This is a genomic window from Paraburkholderia phymatum STM815 (genome assembly GCF_000020045.1).
In the GTDB taxonomy this organism is placed as follows: Bacteria; Pseudomonadota; Gammaproteobacteria; order Burkholderiales; family Burkholderiaceae; genus Paraburkholderia; species Paraburkholderia phymatum.
This window is the reverse complement of record NC_010623.1, coordinates 711425-735111: the sequence shown is the minus strand read 5'-3', so window position 1 is coordinate 735111 and position 23687 is coordinate 711425. Positions and strand designations below refer to the sequence as shown.

At 62.9% G+C, this 23687-nt stretch carries 19 protein-coding genes and 1 rRNA gene; 13 read left to right on the top strand and 7 right to left on the bottom strand.

The window, feature by feature from the left end:
• Window positions 1-142: 142 nt before the first annotated feature.
• The 4 genes from phnF (at window position 143) to BPHY_RS19040 (ending at window position 3531) form a co-directional block, all read left to right on the top strand.
• On the top strand, window positions 143-901 hold the full coding sequence (gene phnF, locus BPHY_RS19055; protein WP_012403076.1) for a phosphonate metabolism transcriptional regulator PhnF: 759 nt from the start codon (window positions 143-145) through the stop codon (window positions 899-901).
• A complete protein-coding gene (locus tag BPHY_RS19050) occupies window positions 898-1641 on the top strand; it encodes a DUF1045 domain-containing protein (RefSeq protein ID WP_012403075.1) in 744 nt (247 codons plus the stop codon). The genes phnF and BPHY_RS19050 overlap by 4 nt, the downstream gene beginning before the upstream one ends.
• Window positions 1638-2240: a phosphonate metabolism protein/1,5-bisphosphokinase (PRPP-forming) PhnN gene (gene phnN / locus BPHY_RS19045; RefSeq protein WP_012403074.1), complete on the top strand. Its 603-nt coding sequence runs from the start codon at window positions 1638-1640 to the stop codon at window positions 2238-2240. The genes BPHY_RS19050 and phnN overlap by 4 nt, the downstream gene beginning before the upstream one ends.
• Before the next feature lie 100 nt (window positions 2241-2340).
• Entirely contained in the window at window positions 2341-3531 is a 1191-nt protein-coding gene (locus BPHY_RS19040) for a M20 aminoacylase family protein (RefSeq protein ID WP_012403073.1), read from the top strand.
• Between the two features lie 9 nt (window positions 3532-3540).
• Here the strand turns inward: BPHY_RS19040 and BPHY_RS19035 are convergent, their stop codons facing one another.
• Entirely contained in the window at window positions 3541-4365 is an 825-nt protein-coding gene (locus BPHY_RS19035) for an IclR family transcriptional regulator (RefSeq protein WP_012403072.1), read from the bottom strand.
• 384 nt (window positions 4366-4749) lie between these two features.
• Between BPHY_RS19035 and pcaF the strand changes: the two genes are divergently transcribed.
• Window positions 4750-5952 (top strand): 3-oxoadipyl-CoA thiolase, encoded by a 1203-nt coding sequence (pcaF, locus tag BPHY_RS19030; RefSeq protein WP_012403071.1) that lies wholly within the window; start codon window positions 4750-4752, stop codon window positions 5950-5952.
• Between the two features lie 138 nt (window positions 5953-6090).
• Here pcaF and BPHY_RS19025 read toward each other — a convergent pair whose 3' ends face one another.
• From BPHY_RS19025 to BPHY_RS19015, 3 genes are all read right to left on the bottom strand, one after another.
• On the bottom strand, window positions 6091-6477 hold the full coding sequence (locus BPHY_RS19025; RefSeq protein WP_012403070.1) for a DUF2917 domain-containing protein: 387 nt from the start codon (window positions 6475-6477) through the stop codon (window positions 6091-6093).
• A gap of 256 nt (window positions 6478-6733) precedes the next feature.
• A complete protein-coding gene (locus BPHY_RS19020; protein WP_012403069.1) occupies window positions 6734-8023 on the bottom strand; it encodes an APC family permease in 1290 nt (429 codons plus the stop codon).
• The gene (locus BPHY_RS19015; RefSeq protein WP_012403068.1) at window positions 8020-8400 is read right to left on the bottom strand and encodes a putative quinol monooxygenase; all 381 of its coding nucleotides are present in this window, start codon (window positions 8398-8400) and stop codon (window positions 8020-8022) included. The genes BPHY_RS19020 and BPHY_RS19015 overlap by 4 nt, the downstream gene beginning before the upstream one ends.
• Before the next feature lie 91 nt (window positions 8401-8491).
• Between BPHY_RS19015 and BPHY_RS19010 the strand changes: the two genes are divergently transcribed.
• On the top strand, window positions 8492-9463 hold the full coding sequence (locus BPHY_RS19010) for a helix-turn-helix transcriptional regulator (protein WP_012403067.1): 972 nt from the start codon (window positions 8492-8494) through the stop codon (window positions 9461-9463).
• 9 nt (window positions 9464-9472) lie between these two features.
• On the opposite strand, the gene BPHY_RS19005 is transcribed toward BPHY_RS19010, so the two are convergent.
• Entirely contained in the window at window positions 9473-11422 is a 1950-nt protein-coding gene (locus BPHY_RS19005) for a sigma-54-dependent Fis family transcriptional regulator (RefSeq protein ID WP_012403066.1), read from the bottom strand.
• Between the two features lie 431 nt (window positions 11423-11853).
• Between BPHY_RS19005 and BPHY_RS19000 the strand changes: the two genes are divergently transcribed.
• The 5 genes from BPHY_RS19000 to lipA all read left to right on the top strand — a co-directional run bounded on the left by BPHY_RS19000 (window position 11854) and on the right by lipA (window position 17184).
• Entirely contained in the window at window positions 11854-12948 is a 1095-nt protein-coding gene (locus tag BPHY_RS19000) for an ATP-NAD kinase family protein (protein WP_012403065.1), read from the top strand.
• A gap of 76 nt (window positions 12949-13024) precedes the next feature.
• Window positions 13025-14008 carry a thiamine pyrophosphate-dependent dehydrogenase E1 component subunit alpha gene (locus tag BPHY_RS18995; protein WP_012403064.1) on the top strand — a complete coding sequence of 328 codons (984 nt, stop codon included), beginning with the start codon at window positions 13025-13027 and terminating at the stop codon, window positions 14006-14008.
• 38 nt (window positions 14009-14046) lie between these two features.
• Complete coding sequence (locus tag BPHY_RS18990; protein ID WP_012403063.1) at window positions 14047-15051, top strand: alpha-ketoacid dehydrogenase subunit beta; 1005 nt, start codon at window positions 14047-14049, stop codon at window positions 15049-15051.
• 37 nt (window positions 15052-15088) lie between these two features.
• A complete protein-coding gene (locus tag BPHY_RS18985; protein WP_012403062.1) occupies window positions 15089-16201 on the top strand; it encodes an acetoin dehydrogenase dihydrolipoyllysine-residue acetyltransferase subunit in 1113 nt (370 codons plus the stop codon).
• A gap of 2 nt (window positions 16202-16203) precedes the next feature.
• Window positions 16204-17184: a lipoyl synthase gene (gene lipA, locus BPHY_RS18980; protein ID WP_012403061.1), complete on the top strand. Its 981-nt coding sequence runs from the start codon at window positions 16204-16206 to the stop codon at window positions 17182-17184.
• A gap of 108 nt (window positions 17185-17292) precedes the next feature.
• Here lipA and BPHY_RS18975 read toward each other — a convergent pair whose 3' ends face one another.
• Entirely contained in the window at window positions 17293-18735 is a 1443-nt protein-coding gene (locus tag BPHY_RS18975) for a cytochrome-c peroxidase (protein WP_012403060.1), read from the bottom strand.
• A gap of 126 nt (window positions 18736-18861) precedes the next feature.
• The gene (locus BPHY_RS18970) at window positions 18862-20688 is read right to left on the bottom strand and encodes a phospholipase C (RefSeq protein WP_012403059.1); all 1827 of its coding nucleotides are present in this window, start codon (window positions 20686-20688) and stop codon (window positions 18862-18864) included.
• A gap of 474 nt (window positions 20689-21162) precedes the next feature.
• Between BPHY_RS18970 and BPHY_RS18965 the strand changes: the two genes are divergently transcribed.
• Both BPHY_RS18965 and BPHY_RS18960 read left to right on the top strand, forming a co-directional pair.
• A complete protein-coding gene (locus tag BPHY_RS18965; RefSeq protein ID WP_041765135.1) occupies window positions 21163-21546 on the top strand; it encodes a hypothetical protein in 384 nt (127 codons plus the stop codon).
• 606 nt (window positions 21547-22152) lie between these two features.
• Window positions 22153-23683, top strand: a 16S ribosomal RNA gene (locus BPHY_RS18960).
• The last annotated feature ends 4 nt before the right edge of the window (window positions 23684-23687 follow it).

Genomic DNA, 23687 nt, shown 5'->3' with positions numbered 1-23687 from the left:
TGAGCATCTATTCATCTAAACGTCTAGACGTTTGTAGGCATATCGCTGTTGTGTGACGGCGGGCGCAGTTTCATATTTCCGCCACGGCTTGCGGACTACAATGCATAGAGCGCTTATTTGAACCGAAGGGAATGACAGCACCATGACATCGAACGACGACGCAGCGCCGGGCGTGATGCTCGAACGGGGAGCGGGCGTTGCCGTGTGGCGGCAGATCGAGCAGATTCTCGCGAAAGAGATTGCAGCGAGCGGCTTCGGCGAGGACGGACGTTTGCCGAGCGAAGGCGAACTGGCGAAGCGTTTCGATGTCAACCGCCACACGATCCGGCGCGCAATGTTGGGTCTCGCGGCGCAGGGGCTCGTGAGTGTCGAACAGGGGCGCGGCACGTTCGTGCAGCCAGGCGCGATCGATTACAGCATCGGCCGGCGCACGCGTTTCACCGAAAACTTGCGTCAGCAACAGCATTCGCCGGCGGGCACGATGCTGTCGGCGGCGCGCGTAAAGGCCGACCCGACCGTCGCGAAGGCACTGGGGCTGCGGGCGGGCGCGTTCGTGTATCGCATCGAGTCGCTGCATGAAGCGGACAGCGTGCCGCTCACGTACGCGCGCAACTTCTACCCGGCTGCACGCTTTGCGGATCTGCCCGATGTGCTCGAACGCGCGGGCGGCATCACGAAGGCAATGGCCGAATACGGCGTGACCGACTATCTGCGCAAGTGGAGCCGCATCGGCAGCGTGTTGCCGGAACCGGAAGTCGCGCGGCGTCTTGGCATCAACCGGCAGCAGCCGGTGTTGTGGGTCGAGAACGTCGATGTCGACACGGAAGGCACGCCGATCAAATACGGCTTCACGCATTTCGCCGCCGACCGCGTGCAACTGATGGTCGAGCACGACCTATGAGCGCGACCGTTCGGAACGCATGGTCTGCGCAGGCACGCTTCGCGATCTATTACGCGCCGGCGCGCGCATCCGGATGGTGGGACGCGGGCTCGGCGTGGCTCGGGCGCGATGCCGAAAGCGGCGCGACACGCGATCCGCATGACGCGCCCGCACTGTCGCAAGCGCTCGGCCGACTGACGGCGTCGCCGCGTCGCTACGGCTGGCATGGCACGCTGGTGGCGCCGTTCCATCTCGCGGGCAACGTGACGGTGGCCGACCTGCTGGACGCTGCGGAACGTTGGGCGCAACAGCAAGAGCCGTTTTCATTGGCCGTAGAAGCGGCTACCTTGGGCGACTTCGTTGCGCTGCGTCCCGCCACGCCTTCAGGCGACGAACAGATGCGCACGCTTGCCGAAAATGCGTTGCGCACCTTCACGCCGCTGCGCATGAAGCCGTCCGCCGCGGATATCGCCAGGCGCATGGAAGCTCCGCTGACGGAACGCCAGCGCGAACTCGTCGTCGAATGGGGATATCCTTACGTGCTCGATGAGTTTCGCTTTCACATGACATTGTCCAATTCGCTTGATCAGGCCGGCGATCGCGACGCGATCGTCGCGTGGTGGCAGCGCGAGGCACAACGTCTCGGGCCTTTGCCGATCGACGGCGCGGCGATCTTCGTCGAGCCCGCGCCCGGCGAGCCGTTCATGCTGTGGCAACGGCTCGCGTTCACCGCAGAGATCGCGCAGCGGGAGGGCCCATGAAAGGGCGCCTGATCTATGTGGTCGGGCCGTCGGGCGCGGGCAAGGATTCCCTGCTGCATTTCGCGCGCGAGCATGTGGCGGGCTCGTCCATCTTGTTCGCGCATCGCTATATCACGCGCGAGACGGGGCACAACGAGAATCACATTGCATTGACACGCGAAGAGTTCGCGGCGCGCTCGGCGCAAGGCCTGTTTGCGCTCGAATGGTCGAGCCACGAGTTGCATTACGGCATCGGCATCGAGATCGATGCGTGGCTCGATCGGGGCTGCACGGTCGTCGTCAATGGGTCGCGTGCCTATCTGTCGCGTGCGTTGAAGCGCTATCAGCACCTGGAAGTCGTGCATATTCACGCTGCGCCGCACATTCTCGCGGCGCGTCTGTCGGCACGCGGACGTGAAACGCAAGAGCAGGTCGCCGCGCGCCTCGCGCGTCAGGCGCCATTCACGTTGCCCGACGGCGCGCATCTCACGCATATCGACAATTCCGGTTCGCTCGAACAAGCGGGTCTCGCCTTCGTCGACGTTCTGAAAGGGACTGCACAGCAGCCTGCACGCGAAGCAACGGCGAATGCGCAGGTCTCACGCGAAAGCGTTAAGTAAGTCCCGCGCACGTCCGTCTTACCGGAAAGACCACGCGTTGTTATAGTCTGCGGTTTAACGCTGCGCACGCGACGCAGCGAGTAAACCCGGAGTACACCTGATGACCGACGCCGCCCGCCTGACCGAAATCGCCGACCTCGAACCCGCAGCCGCCGCGCTGCGCGACATTCGTCACCACATCCATCACCATCCGGAACTCGCGTACGAGGAAGTCGCGACGGCTGCACTCGTCGCCGAGAAGCTCGAAGCATGGGGCTGGCAGGTGACGCGCGGTGTCGGCAAGACGGGCGTGGTCGGTACGCTGAAAGTGGGCGCGGGCACGCGCAGCATCGGCCTGCGCGCGGACATGGATGCGCTGCCCATCGTCGAACAGACGGGGTTGCCCTACGCGAGCGGCACACACGGCAAGATGCATGCATGCGGGCACGACGGCCATACGACGATGCTGCTCGGCGCCGCGCAGCATCTCGCGAAGACACGCAATTTTTCGGGCACCGTGCATCTGTACTTTCAGCCGGCCGAGGAAAGCGGCATCGACAGTGGCGCGAAGAAGATGATCGAAGACGGCCTGTTCGAGCGTTTTCCGTGCGACGCCGTGTTCGGCGTGCACAACCATCCGGGCGCTGAGCCGGGCAAGTTCCTGTTCCGCAAGGGCGCTTTCATGGCGGCGGGCGACAAGGCGACGATCACCATCGAAGGCGTCGGCGGCCACGCAGCGCGCCCGCATCTGACCGTCGATCCCATCGTGATTGCGTCGAGCATCGTGATGGCATTGCAGACCATCGTCGCACGCAACGTGAATCCAGCGCAGCCCGCCGTGGTGACAGTCGGCACGATGCACTCGGGCGTCGCGAACAACGTGATTCCGTCGAGCGCAAAGCTGGAACTGAGCGTGCGCTCGTTCAGCCCGGAAGTGCGCGCGCTGCTGAAGGAGCGCATCACCGAACTCGCGGAAACGCAGGCAGCGAGCTACGGCGGCAAGGCGCATGTCGATTATGTCGAAGGGTATCCCGTCGTCGTCAACACTGACGACGAAACCGAATTCGCGATTCAGGTGGCGCGCGAACTGGTCGGTGCCGCTAACGTCGAGCCGAACGCGGACATCCTGATGGGCAGCGAAGACTTCGCGTTCATGCTCGAACAGCGGCCGGGCTCGTTCCTGCGACTCGGCAACGGCGTCGGTGAGGACGGATGCATGGTGCACAACCCCCACTACGACTTCAATGACCGCAATCTGCCCATCGGCGCAGCCTACTGGACGCGTCTGGTGGAGCGTTATCTGGGCCGTTGATGCTTCTTGCTAGCCGCGCAGCGCGACCATGTTGGACACCGACTGCGCGGCTTTTTGCAACGGTTCGAGAAACGCCTTGACCATCTGTTTCGCGGAGTTGCGCTGTGCATTGCCGCTGATGTTCATCGCGGCGATGATCTGGCCGCGCCGGTTGCGAATCGGCGCTGACAGCGAAATCAGTCCGCCTTCCAGTTCCTGATCGACGACGGCCCAGCCTTGGGTGCGTACCTGCGCGATCACTTTCTTCAACTCGTCCTTGTCGGTGATCGTGCGCGGCGTGTGCGCGGTGATGCGCGAAGCGTCGAGCGTCGCGTCGAGCGTCGCCTCGTCGAGCGCCGACAGCAGCACGCGACCCATCGACGTGCAATACGCAGGCAAGCGGCTGCCGATCGACAGGTTGATCGTCATGATTTTGTGCGTCGGCACGCGCAGCACGTAGACGATCTCCGTACGGTCGAGCACGGCCGCCGAGCAGCTCTCGTGCACTTGCGCCGACAGTTCTTCCATGAACGGCTCGGCGAGATTCCAGAACGGCATCGACGTCAGGTAGGCGAAACCGAGGTCGAGAATCTTCGGCGTCAGGCGGAACAGGCGGCCTTCGGCTTCGACGTAACCCAGTGTCTGCAGCGTCAGCAGGATGCGGCGCGCGCCGGCACGCGTCAGGCCCGTCGCAGAAGCGACGTCCGTGAGCGTCTGTTCGGGCCGCTCGGCGTTGAACGCCCGGATCACCGCCAGGCCGCGCGCGAACGACTGCACGTACGAGTCGCCCGGTTTGTCGGGAGCATCCGTCTCGCTGGCGGGGACGGCTTGGGTCTCTGTTGGGACTTTGCTCATGGCCTGTGTGAACTCGGTGCGAAACGTTCGGATTCGAAGTGGGCGGCTGTTAGCCTGCGAAAAGCCGTGACGATAGCGCAAGCGCTGGGATTCGCCAAATCCGGCGTTCCCGCGGGAAACGCACTGGCCGCCTGCGGCACGGCACCGATTCCCGCCGCTTTTGCTGCACGTTATTGCTGGATCTCAGGGGCCCCGAGCCGCCAGCAAGCTTGACAGTCTTTCCGCCACCCGCCTATTATCGAACCTGAAATGTTCGATAGATGATCGTTTGTTCGAGTATAGAACAATATTGATTCGGTCGGCACGTTTTTCTGGCGCTGCCCAATGCGCCGACGCCGGCGCCTCCCACGATACGCCGGCCCTCGCCATTACTGGAGACATCTCATGACTGAAGCCCTCCTGTGCGACGCGATTCGCACGCCCATTGGCCGCTATGCGGGTTCGCTGTCGTCGGTGCGTGCCGACGATCTCGGCGCCGTGCCGCTCAAGGCGCTGATGGAGCGCAACAAGGAAGTCGACTGGAGCGTGATCGACGACGTGATCTACGGCTGTGCGAACCAGGCCGGCGAAGATAACCGCAACGTCGCGCGCATGTCGCTGCTGCTCGCGGGTCTGCCGAAGGACGTGCCGGGCTCGACGGTGAACCGTCTGTGCGGCTCGGGCATGGATGCCGTCGGCATCGCGGCGCGTGCGATCAAGTCGGGCGAGGCGGGGCTGATGATCGCGGGCGGTGTCGAAAGCATGAGCCGCGCGCCGTTCGTGATGGGCAAGGCGACCAGCGCCTTCTCGCGTCAGGCCGACATTTACGACACGACCATCGGCTGGCGATTCGTCAATCCGCTGATGAAGCAGCTGTACGGCGTCGACTCGATGCCCGAAACGGGCGAGAACGTCGCGACCGATTACAACATCAGCCGCGCCGACCAGGACGCGTTCGCGCTGCGCAGCCAGCAGAAGGCTGCGCGCGCCCAGCAGGACGGCACGCTCGCGCAGGAAATCGTCTCCGTGACGATTCCGCAAAAGAAGGGCGATGCGATCGTTGTATCTAGAGACGAGCATCCTCGCGAGACGAGCCTCGAAGCGCTCGCGAAGCTCAAAGGTGTCGTGCGTCCGGACGGCACAGTGACGGCGGGCAACGCGTCGGGCGTCAACGACGGCGCAGCGGCGCTGCTGCTCGCCAACGCGGAAACAGCGAAGCGCTTTGGCCTGACGCCGCGTGCGCGGGTGCTCGGCATCGCGACGGCAGGCGTTGCGCCGCGTGTGATGGGCATCGGCCCGGCGCCCGCGACGCAAAAGCTGCTCGCTCGCCTGAACATGAACATCAACCAATTCGACGTAATCGAACTGAACGAGGCGTTCGCATCGCAAGGCATCGCCGTGCTGCGTGCGCTCGGTGTCGCCGATGACGACGCCCGCGTGAATCCGAACGGCGGCGCGATTGCGCTGGGCCATCCGCTCGGCATGAGCGGCGCGCGTCTGGTGACGACGGCGATGTATCAGCTGCAACGTACGCAAGGCCGCTTCGCGCTGTGCACGATGTGCATCGGCGTCGGCCAGGGCATTGCGATCGCGATTGAACGCGTTTGATCCACGTGCAGAAGCATCGCGTGACGCACCGCCGTTGAGCGGTTTGTCACGCGACATAGCGGCATAGAAAGGCTCGTACGATGTATGAGCCTTTTTTATTGCACGCACATCCAACGAAAGCGCGGCCACACGGAGCCTTCAACGAGAGCGCGGCGCAAAAATATCCGCACCCAGCGAAGAACAACGCTCGAGCAGGCGGACCAACATGCCGCTCGATTTCACGGGATGCGTGGTCAGCGAGAGACGCGCGGGCACGTCGCCGTCCACGCTGACCCAGACGCGCTCGCCGCGATGCAGACGGAACGTCGCGCCGATCTGCAGCCAGTGGTCATATGGCGACGCGGTGCGCGTCAACCACACGCGCGCGCCCTGCACGAGAAGTTCGGTGTTCGCCTCGACGCGCCACGACATCGTCGCGCCGGGTTGCACTGCGAAGTGAATGACGACACTGGGTAACCGCTCCTCTTGCGGTCGGGAAAAACAAGGTGATTCGTCATCGGTGAACTGCTGGCAAGCCTTGTCCATCATGCACTCCGTCAATTGAGCCGGAGGACGGAAGGCACACCCAAAACAAAAGGCCCCTTCCGTTTCCGGCGGGGCCTTGGGATCGTTTTGCCGACTGCTGCAAATGTCTAACGCACACACGCTCCCATAGGCCCGCCGCGATGGCGTGCAGTACGGTTTTTAATGATGTAGGCGTTTGTGATGAGCGTCAGCATGCATTCGAGTGTGTCTTGACATCGATGTGCTGTCAATTGGTTTTTGGGTGTGCGTTGCATCTTCATGGGATTGTCCTCGCACTCGAAACGGATACACGTCGCACGCGCAAGTACAGCAGTGCGCAGCCAGTAATGACGAGCGGCCACAAGAGATACCAGCCCGTCGCGCAACACAGTCCAGCGACGGCAACGAGTGCGACGCGCGCGCATAGGTGCGGCCAGCTGCCGCGCGGCAGCAGACGCAGTGCAGCCGCCATGCCGAGCGCGTACACGGTAACGAACGAGCCGGTGGTCAGCAGCACGAGCGGCCTTGGACCGACGCCGGCGATGACGACGACGATCAGGGCAAGCGTCGCAAGTGCTGCGATCGTGAACAGACTGCGACGCGGCACGTCGCCTGCGCGGCTGCCTTGTGCGAGCCATTGCGGTAGCGCGCCGTCACGGCCGAGCGCCGCGCCTAGTTTCGCGGCGCCCGCGAAGTACGCGTTCATCGTGCCGAGCGTGAGCAGCAGCGCGGCGACGGCAGCGAGCATGTGCAGCTTGCCGCCGAGGCCCCGCGCAAGCAGTTCGGCGAGCGGCGCGCTCGACGTTCCCGCTTTCGGCCCAAGCACCATGACGCTCATCGTCGCGACGCCCATGTACAGTACGCCGACCACGACGACGGCAATGCCCGCAGCCAGCGGAAGATCATGCGCAGGATGGCGGAATTCCGCGGCCAGATGCGTGATGGCTTCCCAACCCGCGAAGCTCCACACGAGCAACGCGGCGGCCGGAAACACCGCGAGCCAGCCATGTGGTGCGAACGGCTGCAGGTTCGCCAGCTGCGCATGCGGCGCCGACGCGATGACAGCCGCCAGCAACAGCGCAACGAGCAACACCGCGAGCAGGAGTTGCAGGCGACCCGATACCGTCAGTCCGAGTGCGTTCGCGAGTGTCACAGTGAACACCAATATGGCAGCCGTGCCGATCACGGTCCACTCGCCGCCGCCGAACGCCGCCGCGACATAGGCGCCACCGAACATCGCTGCAGCAGGCGCGCCTGCCGGCACCGCAAAGTAAAAGCACCATCCGACGACAGCCGCGGCACGCGGGCCGAATGCATTGCGCACGTAAGTGGAGACGCCGCCCGCATCAGGGTAGCGCGCACCGAGCGCGGCGAACGTAGCCGCAAGCGGCGCGGACAGCAGCACGAGCGCCAGCCACGCGACGAGTGACGCCGGGCCGGCCGCTGCCGCCGCGAGCGCTGGCAACGCGATCACGCCCGTGCCGAGCACGGCGCCCACATAGAGCGCCGCGCCTTGCATGACGCTCAGGCTGCCCCTTTGATGCGGCACGGCCGCCGCCGTGCTCATGCGCGCGCCTCGACTGTCTCGCCCGCGTGACGCGATGCGAGCGGGGACTCGATCTGCGATTCGTGCTGCATAGCGCGCCGGTCTGTGCGCAGCGTGCGCCATTCGGTGACTTCACGCGGACGCACGAGCAGATCGGCGAGTGCTTCGTGATACGCCCGCCGATACGGCCGATGAATCTGCTCGCCGTTCGCTTCGTCATGGCTTTGCCATGTTTCGACCAGCAGCAGACGGCACGCCGAATCAGGATCGCGATGCAGCACCGCTTCACGGAAAGCGGATTCTTTGCGCATGGCGTCCAGCACGCCGTTCAGCAATGTCATAAAGCGTTCGAGCCTGTCGGGCAGGACCTGAAAGCGCGTTGCGTACGTAACGTGCATAACCCACACCTCAATGGTTCATCGTCTATAACTCGCTTTATACTCGTCAATAACTGACAACCTATGTCATGAATTAGGAAGGGCGTGAAAAATGGCGACAAGCCGGCTGGTTTCGATGCTGTTGATGCTGCAGGTGAAAGGCCGCGTGACCGCGCAGGCGCTTGCCGACGAGTTCGACGTATCGATCCGCACGGTCTATCGCGACATCGACCAGTTGAGTGCGGCGGGCGTGCCTGTGTATGCGGATCGCGGGCCGGGCGGCGGCTTTGCGCTGCTCGACGGTTATCGCGCCAAGCTGACGGGCATTACGAGGGCGGAAGCCGAAACGCTTTCGATTGCGGGGCTGACGGGCGCGGCATCCGATCTCGGACTAGCGGAACAGTTGCGGGCTGCACAGCTGAAACTCGTCACCGCGTTGCCCGATGCCGCGCCCGATACGTCGCGCATCGGCTCGCGCGTGCATATCGATCCCGTCGGCTGGTATCAGCGGCCGACGCCCACGCCGTGGTTGACCATGCTCGCGGGCGCCGTGTGGGAACAGAAGCGGGTATCGATGCAATACCGCACGTGGAATGGCACCGACGACAAAGAAGGCGTGCGCGTGCGCGATCCGCTCGGCCTCGTGCTGAAGGGTGGCGAATGGTATCTGGTCACGCGCGTGCGAACGCAGTTGCGCACTTATCGCGTGTCGAGCATCGCGCAATTGACGGTGCATGATGAAACGTTCGAACGTCCGGATGGTTTCGATCTGCGCGAAGAGTGGACGGCGGCTGTCGCGTCGTTCGAGAGGAGCCTGCTCAGGCATACGGCGCGGTTGCGACTGTCGCCGGAAGGCATGACGCGGCTGTATCGGCTCGGCGCGGCGGCTGTCGAACAGGCGCAGATTGCGCCGCCTTCAGGGCAGGACGGCTGGCAGGAAGTCACGTTGCCAGTCGAACAGTACGGCTATGCCGCGGAGCAGTTGCTCGGCTTTGCGGGGCATGTCGAAGTACTCGGTCCGCGGGAGTTGCGCGAGCGCCTGTGCGAGCTTGGCAAGCATATCGCGGCGCTCAATGCGGGGTAGTGGCTCGCTTCAACTGCGATGCGGCCCGACGATCCCCAGCTTCGCAATCCTTCGATACAACGTCGCGCGTGACATGCCCAACGCTTCGGCTGCTGCATTCGGCCGCCAATGATGCCGCGTGAGCGCATCGACGATCCGCGCGCGCTCGTCGTTTTCGAGCGCCAGCGCAGGCCGTAAAGCCGCTTCGTCGGGCGCGAGCAATGCAGCCACATCGGGTGAAACGTGCCGCAATTCCACGCGCGTCGAATCGCACACGGCACACGCATAGCGCAGCACGTTGCGCAGTTGCCGGATATTGCCCGGCCACGAGAAACGCGCGAGACGCTCCGCGAGCCGTCCATCCAGCGTGAGCACGTGCCCCGCGCTTTGCGCTTCTTCGTCGAACACGGCGTGCACGACGTCGAGAATATCGGCGCGTTCGCGCAGCGGCGGCATATGCAGTGTTGCGCCGCTCAGCCGGTAATACAGGTCTTCGCGGAACGTGCCTTCTTCGACCATGCGCGCCAGATCGCGGTGCGTCGCGCAGATTACGTCGATATCCACGCGCACGGGCGCATCGCCGCCGAGCGGCAGCACTTCGCCTTCGGCCAGCACGCGCAGCAGACGCGTCTGCAGATTGAGCGGCATGTCGCCGATCTCGTCGAGAAACAGTGTGCCGCCGTGTGCCTGCGCGATCTTGCCGCGCGCGCCGCGGCTGCGCGCGCCCGTGAACGCCCCCGGCGCATAGCCGAACAGTTCGCTTTCGATCAGCGAATCGGGAATCGCGCCGCAATTCACCGCGACGAAGGGCTTCGCGCGCCGTGCCCCGGACGCATGCAGCGCCTGCGCGAACACCTCCTTGCCAACACCCGTCTCACCGAGAATCAGAATAGGCAGATGCTTGCCCGCGATGCGCAGCGCGACTTCCGCATTGCGCGCGATACGCGAGTCGCGGCTGTGCAGAAAGCGGCTGATGGCGTCGAGGTTGGTGTCATTGTGCGCATCGTGCGTGCCCTGGCCCGAATGAGAAGGGGATACTGCGCAGGCACTGCGCGAAACACGCTTGAGCGGCGCGCGAATACGCGCATAGAGCACGGCGCCCGTCGCCCGCAGACGCAGCGGCATGATCGTATCGGTGCGCGCCACGTCGTGCAGATGCACGGCTGACGTATCGAAGATTTCGTCGACGTGACGCGGCCCGTTCAGGCCCGCGATGCATTCCTGCGCCTTGCGGTTAGACGCGGCGATGTTGCCGCATTCGTCGAACGCGATCAGCACCTCCGGCTGTGCTTCGACGAAGTTGCGGCTTGCGTGACCGAAGATCATCCAGTGCTGCGCGGTCTGGTTGAGAAAGTAACCGTCCTCGATCAGCGCCGCGCTCTGACGCACGAGTTGAAACACCAGCCGCTGGCTGTCGCGGTTATCGGGCGATTGCACGGCGGACGCGTCGAGCACGCCGATCAGTTCGCCCGTCGGCGCGAAGATCGGCGATGCGCTGCACGTGAGCGTCGTAAATGCAGCGCGAAAGTGATCGGTCTTGTGCACGGTGATGGGCGCAAGATCCGTGAGCACGCTCGCGATGCCACAGGTGCCTTCTTCGCGCTCCGACCAGCATGAGCCGATGTAGAGGCCCGCATGCTTGAAATCGCCGCGCCGGTCGCGATCGATGCGGTAATCGATCGTGACGCCGTGTGCGTCGGTGAGCATCACACAGTAGTCGGCCATGCGGATCATGTCGTGAAGCCGCGCGAGGCATTGGCCCGATGCGCGCAAGAACGCTTCCTCCTTGCCCTGCACATCGCGCAACTCAGACGACGTCAGCACGCGCGGCCCGATCACCGAACCGGGATCGAGCCGGTATTGCTCATACGAACGCTGCCAGGACGAGACGAGGCGTGACGAATTGCCGGGCGCGGGCAGGCGTCCTTCGATGGCGCCGCGCACGCGGTCGATATGCTGCGACTGAGAGACGTAAGGCATGGCCGGCTCCGTCGATAACGGTCGATTGAACGCGCGGGTCTCTGCGGTCCGACCTTCTTGTAGCACATCCCGGCCGCGCGATCACACTGCATTGCAACACGCGAGACGCTTGAGACGATCGTCTCACTTCTGCGTGAGACGGCTGGGAGACGCGCATCGTTCGATGGCGGTAGGCATGCGGCGGGCGGAGCGGCGCTAGCAACGCCCATCGCGACCCGCAGTGCGCCATGTGCACCGCGTCATGCGACGGCGGGCGCATACGCGGCGATATCTCGCCTGTCGCACGCGAGCCTTTGCACACAAGGCATGGCGCGTTCTGCGCGAGCGCGTCGATAGATTGGCATAGCTGTTGCAGTAACGCTTGCCATACGAAGCGCGTTGCAGAAGATATGCAACCGGCTATCGACATTCACACATCGGAGACAAGCTCAGTGCCATCGCCCATTAGCGTCGGCGTGATCGCGAACCCTGCGTCGGGACGCGACATTCGCCGTCTTACGACGCATGCATCCGTGTTCCCGACGGCCGAAAAGGCCAACATGGTCGTGCGTCTGATCGCGGGACTCGGCGCGCTGGGCGTGGAGCGCGTGCTGACCCTGCGCGATCGCACGGGTGTCGCCGCGCTGCTGCTGCGTGCGCTCGACACGCACGCAGCGACAGGAAAAGCGGAGCGTTGGCCCGAAGTCGAATTCGTCGATCTGCCCATTACCGACTCCGTCGCGGACACGCATGAAGGCACGGCGTACATGGTGCGCGAAGGCGTCGAGCTGCTCGCCGTGCTGGGCGGAGATGGCACGCATCGCGCTGTGGCCGCACATTGCGGCGGCGTGCCGTTGCTCACGCTGTCGACGGGCACCAACAACGCGTTTCCGGATATGCGCGAAGCCACCGTGGCAGGCATGGCGGGCGCACTGGTGGCGTCGGGCGTCGTGCCGCCCGATGTCGCGTTGACGCGCAACAAGCGGCTCGTCGTCCGCTGTGTCGCCGGGCCGAACCGCGGACGCGAAGAGATCGCGCTCGTCGATGTATGCGTGAGCCGTCAGCGCTTCGTCGGCGCGCGCGCCGTGTCGGAACCGTCGGATATCGAATCGCTCTTTCTCACGTTCGCATCGCCGGACGGTATCGGCCTGTCGTCGATAGGCGGCGCCTGGGCACCCGTCGAGCGCACGGCGCCGCATGGTTTGCACCTGACGTTCGCGCAGCCCGACGAACGCGGCCTCGTGAATGAAGACGGCGTGCCGATTTTCGCGCCCATTGCGCCCGGCCGCATCGACCGCGTGACGATGCGCACCTGTGAGCGCTTCGAGGTCGGCGACTGGCTGCCCATCGACGCGCGGCGCGGCACGCTCGCATTCGACGGCGAACGCGAAATCGAAATCGAGCGCGACGACCGCTACGAAATCGCGCTCGACTGGAGCGGCCCGTTGACGGTCGACGTGAGCCGCACGCTGCGCTTCTCTGCATCGCGCCAGCTCATGCGCGAAATGGCGGGGGCATCGCTGCGATCACAGCTACACGAGAAGTAAAGGGAGTTCATCCAGTCAAGCGGAGCCCACTTCGCAACCGTTGCAGTCACGATCGATTTCATCAAGGAGACACACCATGTCTGTTTCGAGTCAGTTGAGCAGAGAGAAACTGCTGGACGCGTATCGGCTGATGCGCACCATTCGCGAGTTCGAAGAGCGTCTGCACGTCGAGTTCGCGACGGGCGAGATACCGGGTTTCGTGCATCTGTACGCGGGCGAGGAAGCATCGGCCGTCGGCACGATGCTGCATCTGAACGACAAGGACTATGTGGCGACTACGCATCGCGGCCACGGCCACTGCATCGCGAAGGGCGTCGATGTGCACGGCATGATGGCCGAGATCTACGGCCGGCAGACGGGCGTTTGCAAAGGCAAGGGCGGTTCGATGCATATTGCCGATCTGTCGAAGGGCATGCTGGGTGCGAATGGCATCGTCGGCGCCGGCGGTCCGCTCGTGTGCGGCGCGGCGCTCGCGGCGAAGCTGAAGAAGACGGGCGGCGTGGGCGTGTGCTTCTTCGGCGACGGCGCGTCGAACCAGGGCGTCATCTTCGAGTCGATGAATCTTGCCAGCGTGTGGCGCCTGCCGGCGATCTTCGTGGCCGAGAACAACGGCTATGCGGAAGCGACCTCGTCGACATGGTCGGTGTCGTCCGACAACATCGCGGACCGCGCGAGCGGCTTCGGCATGCCGGGCGTGATCGTCGACGGCTTCGATTTCTTCGCGGTGCACGAAGCGCTGGGCGAAGCGATCGAGCGTGCGCGCGGCGGCGGTGGGCCGACGCTCGTCGAAGTGAAACTGTCGCGCTACTTCGGCCATTTCGAAGGCGATGCGCAGACGTACCGCGCGCCGGGTGAAGTGCAGAAACTGCGCGAGGAGAAGGATTGCCTGAAGCGATTCCAGGAGCGCGTGGTGCGCGCGGAGATGTTGAACACCGACGATCTGCGCAAGATCGATTCTGACGTGAAAGCGCTGATTGACGATTCGGTGCTGAAAGCGAAAGCCGCGCCGCTGCCGGCGGAAGCCGATTTGCTGACAGACGTGTACGTGTCGTATCCGTAATTGAACGCAATCATTTTCAGGCACTCCAGGAGACAGACATGGCACGCAAGATCACATATTCTCAGGCGATCAACGAAGCACTGAGTCAGGAAATGGCGCGTGACGAAAGCGTCATCGTGATGGGCGAAGACAACGCGGGCGGCGCAGGTGCGCCCGGCGAGCAGGACGCATGGGGCGGCGTGCTCGGCGTCACGAAAGGGCTGTATCACAAGTATCCGGGCCGCGTGCTCGACACGCCGATTTCGGAAGGCGGCTTCATTGGTGCTGCCGTCGGCGCGGCGGCAGCGGGTCTGCGTCCCGTCGCGGAACTGATGTTCATCGACTTCATGGGTGTGTGCTTCGATCAGATCTTCAATCAGGCCGCCAAATTCCGCTATATGTTCGGCGGCAATGCAGTGACGCCTGTCGTGATCCGCACGATGCAGGGCGCGGGTCTGCGCGCAGCCGCGCAGCACTCGCAGATGCTGACCTCGCTATTCACGCATGTGCCTGGCCTCAAGGTGGTGTGTCCGGCGACGCCGTATGACGCGAAGGGGCTGATGATTCAGGCGATCCGCGAAAACGATCCCGTTATCTTCTGCGAACACAAGCTGCTGTACAGCCGCGAAGGCGACGTGCCCGAAGAGCTGTACACAATTCCGTTCGGCGAGGCAAACGTGGTGCGCGAAGGCGACGACGCGACCATCGTCACCTATGGACGCATGGTGCACCACGCGACAGATGCCGCCGACAGGCTCGCGAAGGAAGGCATCAAGGCCGAAGTGATCGATCTGCGCACCACGTCCCCGCTCGACGAAGAGACGATTCTGGAGAGCGTGGAGCGCACAGGCCGTGTTGTCGTGGTGGACGAAGCCAACCCGCGCTGCTCGATGGCGACGGACATTGCCGCGCTGGTCGCATCGAAGGCATTTCATTCCTTGAAAGCGCCCGTCGGGATCGTCACGGCGCCGCATACGCCCACGCCGTTCGCGGGCGTGCTCGAAGATCTCTACATCCCGTCGGCGGACAAGATCGCCGCGGCCGTCAAGCAGACGCGACACTGACACAGCATCATCACTGCATCAAGCGAGGAACCGAGCAATGTCGATTCATATGATCACAATGCCCAAGTGGGGCCTGTCGATGGAGCAGGGGCAGGTCAATGGCTGGTTGAAGTCCATCGGCGACAACGTGGCGAAGGGCGATGAGCTGCTCGACGTCGAGAGCGACAAGATCGCGTCGGGTGTCGAGTGCGCGTTCAACGGCACGCTGCGCCGGCAGATCGCGCAGGAGGGCGACACGCTGCCCGTCGGCGCGCTGCTGGGTGTCGTGGCGGACACGGAAGAATCGGATGCGGCGATCGACGCCGCCGTCGAAGCGTTTCAGCGCGACTTCGTGCCGCTCGCCGCAGATTCTGCGGAGGCGGGGCCGCAGCCCGAGAAAGCGCAGATCGGCGGCCGCACGATCCGCTTCCTGAAGATCGGCGAAGGCGGCACGCCTGCTGTGCTCATTCACGGTTTCGGCGGCGATCTGAACAACTGGCTGTTCAATCATGCCGATCTCGCCGCGCATCGCAGCGTGTATGCGCTGGATTTGCCGGGACATGGCGAATCGACGAAAGCGGTCGAATCGGGCAGCGCCGATGAACTGGCCGATAGCGTGATTGCGTTGCTCGATGCTCACGGCATCGAGCAGGCGCATCTCGTCGGGCATTCAATGGGCAGTCTCGTCGCGATGACGGTGGCAGAGAAGGCGCCGCAGCGTGTGGCGTCGCTTTCGTTGATCGCGGGCGCGGGCCTGGGCGACGAGATCAATCGCGAGTACATCGACGGATTCGTGACGGGCAACAGCCGCAATACGCTGAAGCCGCATCTGACGAAACTATTCGCCGATGGTTCGCTTGTCACACGGCAACTCGTGGAGGATATCGTCAAGTACAAGCGGCTCGAAGGCGTGAGCGAAACGTTGCAGATGATCGCGGTGTCGGCGTTCAAGGACGGTACGCAGCAGCGCAGCTATCGCGACCGCGTCGACAGGCTGGCGCCGCGCACGCTGGTGATCTGGGGAGAACTGGACCAGATCATCCCTTCGAGTCATGCGCAGGGGCTGCCCGGCGATATCCGCGTGCATGTGCTGCCGGGCAAGGGGCATATGGTGCAGATGGAGTCGGCATCCGAGGTGAACCGCCTGCTCAACGACTTCTTCGGAGCCTGACGATGGATGCCGCGCCGCTTGCTTCATCACACGACAGCGTCACCGCGCTCGGGCAACACGGCTCGCGTTCGCGCGAGAAGCTCGCGCGCATTCCCGTGAAGATCGTGCCGCTCGAGCGCGCCGATGTGCTGCCGAAGCCGCCGTGGCTGCGCGCACGTCCGATGATGAGCGAGACGGTGACGGGCATGGCGTCGATACTGCGCGAGCACAGGCTGCATTCGGTGTGCGAGGAAGCCATGTGCCCGAATATCGGCGAGTGCTTTGCGCAGCGTACTGCGACCTTCATGATCCTGGGTGGCATCTGCACGCGGCGTTGCGCGTTCTGCGACGTCGCGCACGGCAGGCCGCTGCCGCCCGATGACGACGAGCCTGCGCGCCTCGCCGACGCCGTCGCTGCGTTGGGGCTACGGTATGTGGTGATCACCTCCGTCGATCGCGACGATCTGCGCGATGGCGGCGCGGCGCATTTCTCCCGCTGTGTCGCATTGCTACGCGAGCGTGTGCCGGGAATACGCGTCGAGGTATTGACGCCGGACTTTCGCGGACGCATCGATCGTGCGCTCGATGCGTTATCGGCTGCGTGGCCGGATGTGTTCAATCACAACGTCGAAACCGTGCCCTCGATGTATCGGGCTGCGCGCGCAGGAGCGGATTATCGTGGATCGCTGGCGTTGCTTCGACGCGTGAAGCAGGCGAACGACGCCATCGTCACGAAATCGGGGCTGATGGTCGGGCTGGGCGAAAGCGATGAAGCGCTGCTACAGACGATGCGGGATATTCGCGAGCATGAGGTCGACGTGCTGACGATCGGGCAGTATCTCGCGCCTTCGAAGTTTCATATGCCCGTCACGCGGTATGTGTCGCCCGAGGCTTTTGCCGCTTTCAGAAAGGAGGGGTTGCGGATGGGGTTTCGGGAAGTGGTCGCCGGGCCGCTTGTCAGGTCTTCCTATCATGCGGATGAAACGCTGACGGCGGCGCGTTAAGTGTGTTGGGGCGTTCGCTTTGCTACTCTGCGGGCACCCGGCGAGCTTCGCTGCCTTCACGAAGCCCGCCGGCCTGCGCAATCTGCAATCGAAAAGAGGCGCTCGCGCTTAAGGCTTGTATCCGTCCGTCAGTGTGTTCATGAATGCGATGAGGTCTTTGACCTCATCGTCGGTCATTGCCGGCTTGTCGCCCGGCTTGCGATCGAACGGCGCGTCGGCGACGTCGATATTCGCGCGGTACTTCTCCGGAAGATCGTCGTACTTTTGCGGTTTGCCTGCAGCGTCGAGGGGATAAATCTTCTCGGGGCTGGTGTTGCGCAAGTTGTAGAAGTCCATCACCTGTTTCAGGTCGTGATACACGCCGTTATGAAAGAACGCATGGCGCGTCGCGACGTTGCGCAGCGTCGGCGTCAGGAACATGCCGCAGTATTGCGTCAACGCAGACGCGTCCGTACGGAAGGGGCCGCATACGCCCATGTCGTAGAACTTCGGATCTCTGTTGACGGGCAGGTCGCGGTTGCGCGGCACGCCGAGCGCTTCGTACTGCGTGTCGGTGAAGAGCGGCGGCAGATGATCGGCCGTCGGCTTGCTCAGGTGGCAGCCCGCACAGTTCGCCTTGTCCGGATCGTTGAACAGGCGCAAGCCGTGCAGTTCCGCTTGCGTGAGGCGCGCCTTGCCCTGCAGCCAGTAATCGTACTTGCTCGTGAAGCGATGAAACGACGGGTCTTCGAACTCGTAGCGTCCGACGGCGAACATCGCCTCGTCGACGAGCAGATCGGGCTGCTGCAGAATCCGCTCGCCGAACAGCTGCTTGAACTGGTCGAGATACTTCGCGTTCAACAGCTTATGCACGACTTCGTCCGTGTTCTTGTTGGCCATTTCGACGGGGTTCAGCAGCGGACCGAGCGCCTGATCCTGCAGCGTGCTGGCGCGGCCGTCCCAGAAGAGACCGCCTTGCGGCACGAGCGCGGGCGCGGCAGGCGTGACGCCCGCCGACTTCGCCGCGCGTTGCGCGCCGCTTGCCGCGGTCGCGAGCTGGTCGAGCGTGGCGGGCCCCGCGTCCATATCGTTCTGATCGGGGCCGATCGAGAACGGCGCCTGGCGATACAGGTATGCAAGCGACGGCGGCGGCCGGTAGCCGGCGTCCGTCATATGCGGACCGCCGAGTTGCACGGAGAGATCGTTCGGCGGTCCGTATGCATGGTCGGGGCTGTGGCACGACGCACACGACTGCTTGCCCGACGCCGACAGCGACGGGTCGTTGAAGATCTGCTTGCCGAGCAGGGCGACTGCGCTCAGCGGTTGGCTCGGCGGCACATGAAGAACGACCGGCTGCGGATTCGCGCCGGTGAAATCTTCGACGATGGTGCCGATCGCAAGAGGCATCCGCTCCGGATAGATCGCCGCATAGGCGACGAATGCGACGCAGCCGGCCGCAATGACGGCAGCCGTCCAGCCAAGCGCGCGCAGCAGGTGGTGTTTGGCGCCGGCGGCGCGCTGTGCATCGCCGGCGGGCAGTGAGGGCGGCAATGCGGACTTTTGAGAGCTCATGGCGATGATGGCGAGAAATAGTGCTGAAAAGACGCCGAGCCAGCACGTCGCCGTGCTGGCTCGAACTACGACGAATTGTCCGGCGCCCCGCGCGCCGTGCCGTGCGATGCGAGCGCGCGTGTCCCGTCAGTTGGTCGCCGGTGCGGCGGCGAGCTTCGTCCCGAGACCCGGATCGAGGAACAGCGTCGGGGTGTTGCCCGTGCCGCTCAGGTTCAGCATGTTGCGGATGTCGCCGGCCGTTGCGTCGAACGAGCCGCCGCCGATACGCTTGCCGCCGAGCCAGTTGTCTTCGATGAACTTGACGACGGACGCCTGCGTGATCGGCGTGTGGTCGACGTAGTTCGCCTTCGCCCACGGCGAGATCACCAGGAACGGCGTGCGCGTACCCGGACCGCAGCGGCCGTTGACTGCACCGCCGTTGATGCCAAGCGGCTGCGTCGCGCCCGTGCCCGTGCACTGGCCCTGGCCCGACAGCTGGTCGGCGCCTGTGAAGGTGGCCGTGCCGACCTTCGTGACGAGCGTGGTGTCGAACGACGAGCTCTTGATCGTCGGCACGACGTGGTCGTACCAGCCGTCCGAGTCGTCATAGGCGATCACGATCAGCGTGTTCTTCCAGTCAGGCTGCTGCTGCAGGAAGTTCGTGACCTTCACGACGAAAGCCTGCTCGTCGAGCGGGTCCGAATTGCCCGGATGACCGTCGCCGATGGCAGGCGCCTTCAGGAAGCTGACCGACGGGAAGTTGCCTGCCTGCACGGCTGCGAAAAAGTCGTCGCTGTCGTACTGGTGGTGAACCGGCGTGGCCGTATTGTCGAGCGTCGGTTCGGTGAAGCCGATCATCGCGGTCGAAGTCGGACGCTGATGCGTCGGGTTCGCCGTCGACGGGTAGTACTGGAACCACGCATGGTGCTGGACATAATCGGTCGGCGCACTGCCGAGCACATCCGACCACGTCGATCGCGTGCAACCCGTCGTGCCGTTCGCGTTGACCGTCTGCAGGTTGAAGCCGCCCATGAAGCCGCCCCACGTGATGTTCGCGGCATTCAGCAGGTCGCCGATGTTCTTGCCGTTCATCATGCCCGTCGGGCCGCTCGAGGAGGTTTGCGCGGATGCCGTGCAGACGTCGCTGGTCGGGTCGAGGTCGCCGATCATGGTGAAGCTGCCCTGGCCGTCAGGAATCGCGTTGTTGCTCGTCGTCACGGACGCGTTCTTCGGATTTGGCGTCAGCGTCACGCCCTGGTTCTGGCCAGAGATCACGGCGATGGCGCCCGGCGTCGACGGACCGAACGTGTCGGTCCATGCGTTGTCGTTCATCGCAAAGCTCTGCGCGAGGTTCCAGTACGCGGTCACCGTGTTGCCGTCGAAGTAGCCGAGCACTTGCGCCGACGAACCGAACTGTCCCGTGCTGCCGGCGATGATCGAGCTGGCCGACGTGAAAAGCGGGAACGCGTCCATCTTCAGATTGTCGTCGGCGAGCTGCTCCGGCGCATATGCATGGTTCTGGCTCTTCGTGTTCGCTTGCGAACGGTCGAGCCGGAACGGCTGCGCAGTGGTCGTCGTCAGCGCGGCACCGAGGGTCGGCGGCGTGGTGGTCTGACCGTTGACCGTGGCCGACACAATGTTCGGCGAAGTCGACTGCGCGTTGGGGTTGGCGGAGCCCGTCAGACCGGCTGCGGCCAGCGTGGCGATGTCCGTTTGCGTGCCCGCTGCTGCGCTGAACGCCGGCTCGCCTGCTACGTTCTTCGCGCTCGGATACGTTGCGAAGTAGTGATCGAACGACACGTTCTCACCGAAGATCACGACGAGGTGCTTGATGGGCGTTGCGGTCGCCAGTGCGTCCTGCGCGGATACCGCAGGTGTGGCCGATGCCGGACTGTTATGCGAACTGCCGCAAGCTGCGATGGTCAACAACGCAGCAACGGATATCGCGGTGGGTAGTATTGTTTTGTAGAACATTTTTAGAGGGCTCCAGAATGCCGCTCAGCGCTCCAAGACCGTTATGCGTGGAGTTGCTGGGTTCTTGTAGATCGAATTGCAAGCTCGCTTACTAATGTGTGTAACGCAACGGGATTGAATCATTCTCATATTGCGTAACCGAGAAATATTCCTTACCGACTTATTACATACATGTGCATTACGTGTTTGCTTTCGTTGTTGTGACGGCGGCATGACCACGTGAGGGACGATCTCGTTCCGTCACCATTCCCGGATGACATGGGACCAAGGTCCAATATCCGACAGGTCGCGCGCGGGATATTCTTGGTTTGACGTGTTGCCGTTCGTGGAGTCGTACAACGAATGGTCTAGCCGCATGGGACGCGCAATGAAGACGCATCACGAATGCGCGTCACAATGACTGACGTGGCGAGGGAGCAGCACGTCCTGGCGCCGGACAAGCTTCATAAGCAGTTCACGAAATGGAGGAACGTGATGCGTGCGCACCTCGCTCTCATCGTCTTGCCTTTCCTGGCAGCAGGCTGCAATACGCCGCCCATTCCTCCGGGCAAACCCATCGATATCCCCACCGCGTTGGAGCAGGTCATGGTGGGTCTATGCAACTTCAAAAAGGATCAGGCCGCGCGGCATCGTGACTGGGGCGCCACCATCGATTCGGTTACCGTCGAACTGGACTTGACTGTCGACGGCGCTAGAACGCCCCCTGTTGCAGTTGCGCCCGATATTCAGTTCATCCCGACCGTCAGTTACGGACAGATCATCACGGCTAATCGAGGCAGCAGGCTCGCACTCACAATCAAGAATACGGGCGGTAGTGGCGCCTCGGGCGAATGTGATATGTCCGCGAACGCCAAGTAGTTCTTCTCGTTTGCTTCGGTGCTTTCTCGCGATACGAGCGGTGGTGAATTACGCCAGGTCGGGACAACGCGATTCAACGCTACCAGTCTCGTTCCCCTCAGCACGTTCACGACGACTGCTCTAGCGGCAGGCGTCAGCTTCCTGCTTACGCAGCCAACGTGAGCGTGTGTCGTGTCGATGCGTGGATGGATTTGATCGAGTTGTTTTTTCTATAAGCGATTCGGCGAGATGTCGCTTGAGTTCTTTCGCTCGACACACCGATGAGCGCAACAGGCGATCCGATGCGCAAATGGCCCCAAAAAATAATTTTCAATTTTCGCTTGACGACCCCCTTGGGGTTCCGCATAATTCGGCCTCTCCAAACGACGGAGACGCAAGAAAGCAGCAGCAAACAGCAGCTTTTTAGCGAATGTTCTTTAAAAACTAACAGCCGATAAGTGTGGGTGCTCGATGGCGAGCGCGCGGTGATCTTCGGATTGCCGCAATAGCGAAAGTAATCGAGTCTCACACGAAGAAATTGAGGAAGGTTTGAGCAATCAGATCTTTCGTCAGTGATTTTGAGTGAGCGACCGGGTTCGAGAGAGCCCGAAAAACAGTAACAGGTTTGAACTGAAGAGTTTGATCCTGGCTCAGATTGAACGCTGGCGGCATGCCTTACACATGCAAGTCGGACGGCAGCGCGGGCTTCGGCCTGGCGGCGAGTGGCGAACGGGTGAGTAATACATCGGAACGTGTCCTGGAGTGGGGGATAGCCCGGCGAAAGCCGGATTAATACCGCATACGCTCTGAGGAGGAAAGCGGGGGATCTTCGGACCTCGCGCTCAAGGGGCGGCCGATGGCAGATTAGCTAGTTGGTGGGGTAAAGGCCTACCAAGGCGACGATCTGTAGCTGGTCTGAGAGGACGACCAGCCACACTGGGACTGAGACACGGCCCAGACTCCTACGGGAGGCAGCAGTGGGGAATTTTGGACAATGGGGGCAACCCTGATCCAGCAATGCCGCGTGTGTGAAGAAGGCCTTCGGGTTGTAAAGCACTTTTGTCCGGAAAGAAAACTTCGCCGCCAATACCGGTGGAGGATGACGGTACCGGAAGAATAAGCACCGGCTAACTACGTGCCAGCAGCCGCGGTAATACGTAGGGTGCGAGCGTTAATCGGAATTACTGGGCGTAAAGCGTGCGCAGGCGGTTCGCTAAGACCGATGTGAAATCCCCGGGCTTAACCTGGGAACTGCATTGGTGACTGGCGGGCTAGAGTATGGCAGAGGGGGGTAGAATTCCACGTGTAGCAGTGAAATGCGTAGAGATGTGGAGGAATACCGATGGCGAAGGCAGCCCCCTGGGCCAATACTGACGCTCATGCACGAAAGCGTGGGGAGCAAACAGGATTAGATACCCTGGTAGTCCACGCCCTAAACGATGTCAACTAGTTGTCGGGTCTTCATTGACTTGGTAACGTAGCTAACGCGTGAAGTTGACCGCCTGGGGAGTACGGTCGCAAGATTAAAACTCAAAGGAATTGACGGGGACCCGCACAAGCGGTGGATGATGTGGATTAATTCGATGCAACGCGAAAAACCTTACCTACCCTTGACATGTACGGAACCTTGCCGAGAGGTGAGGGTGCCCGAAAGGGAGCCGTAACACAGGTGCTGCATGGCTGTCGTCAGCTCGTGTCGTGAGATGTTGGGTTAAGTCCCGCAACGAGCGCAACCCTTGTCCCTAGTTGCTACGCAAGAGCACTCTAGGGAGACTGCCGGTGACAAACCGGAGGAAGGTGGGGATGACGTCAAGTCCTCATGGCCCTTATGGGTAGGGCTTCACACGTCATACAATGGTCGGAACAGAGGGTTGCCAAGCCGCGAGGCGGAGCCAATCCCAGAAAACCGATCGTAGTCCGGATCGCAGTCTGCAACTCGACTGCGTGAAGCTGGAATCGCTAGTAATCGCGGATCAGCATGCCGCGGTGAATACGTTCCCGGGTCTTGTACACACCGCCCGTCACACCATGGGAGTGGGTTTTACCAGAAGTGGCTAGTCTAACCGCAAGGAGGACGGTCACCACGGTAGGATTCATGACTGGGGTGAAGTCGTAACAAGGTAGCCGTATCGGAAGGTGCGGCTGGATCACCTCCTTTCCAG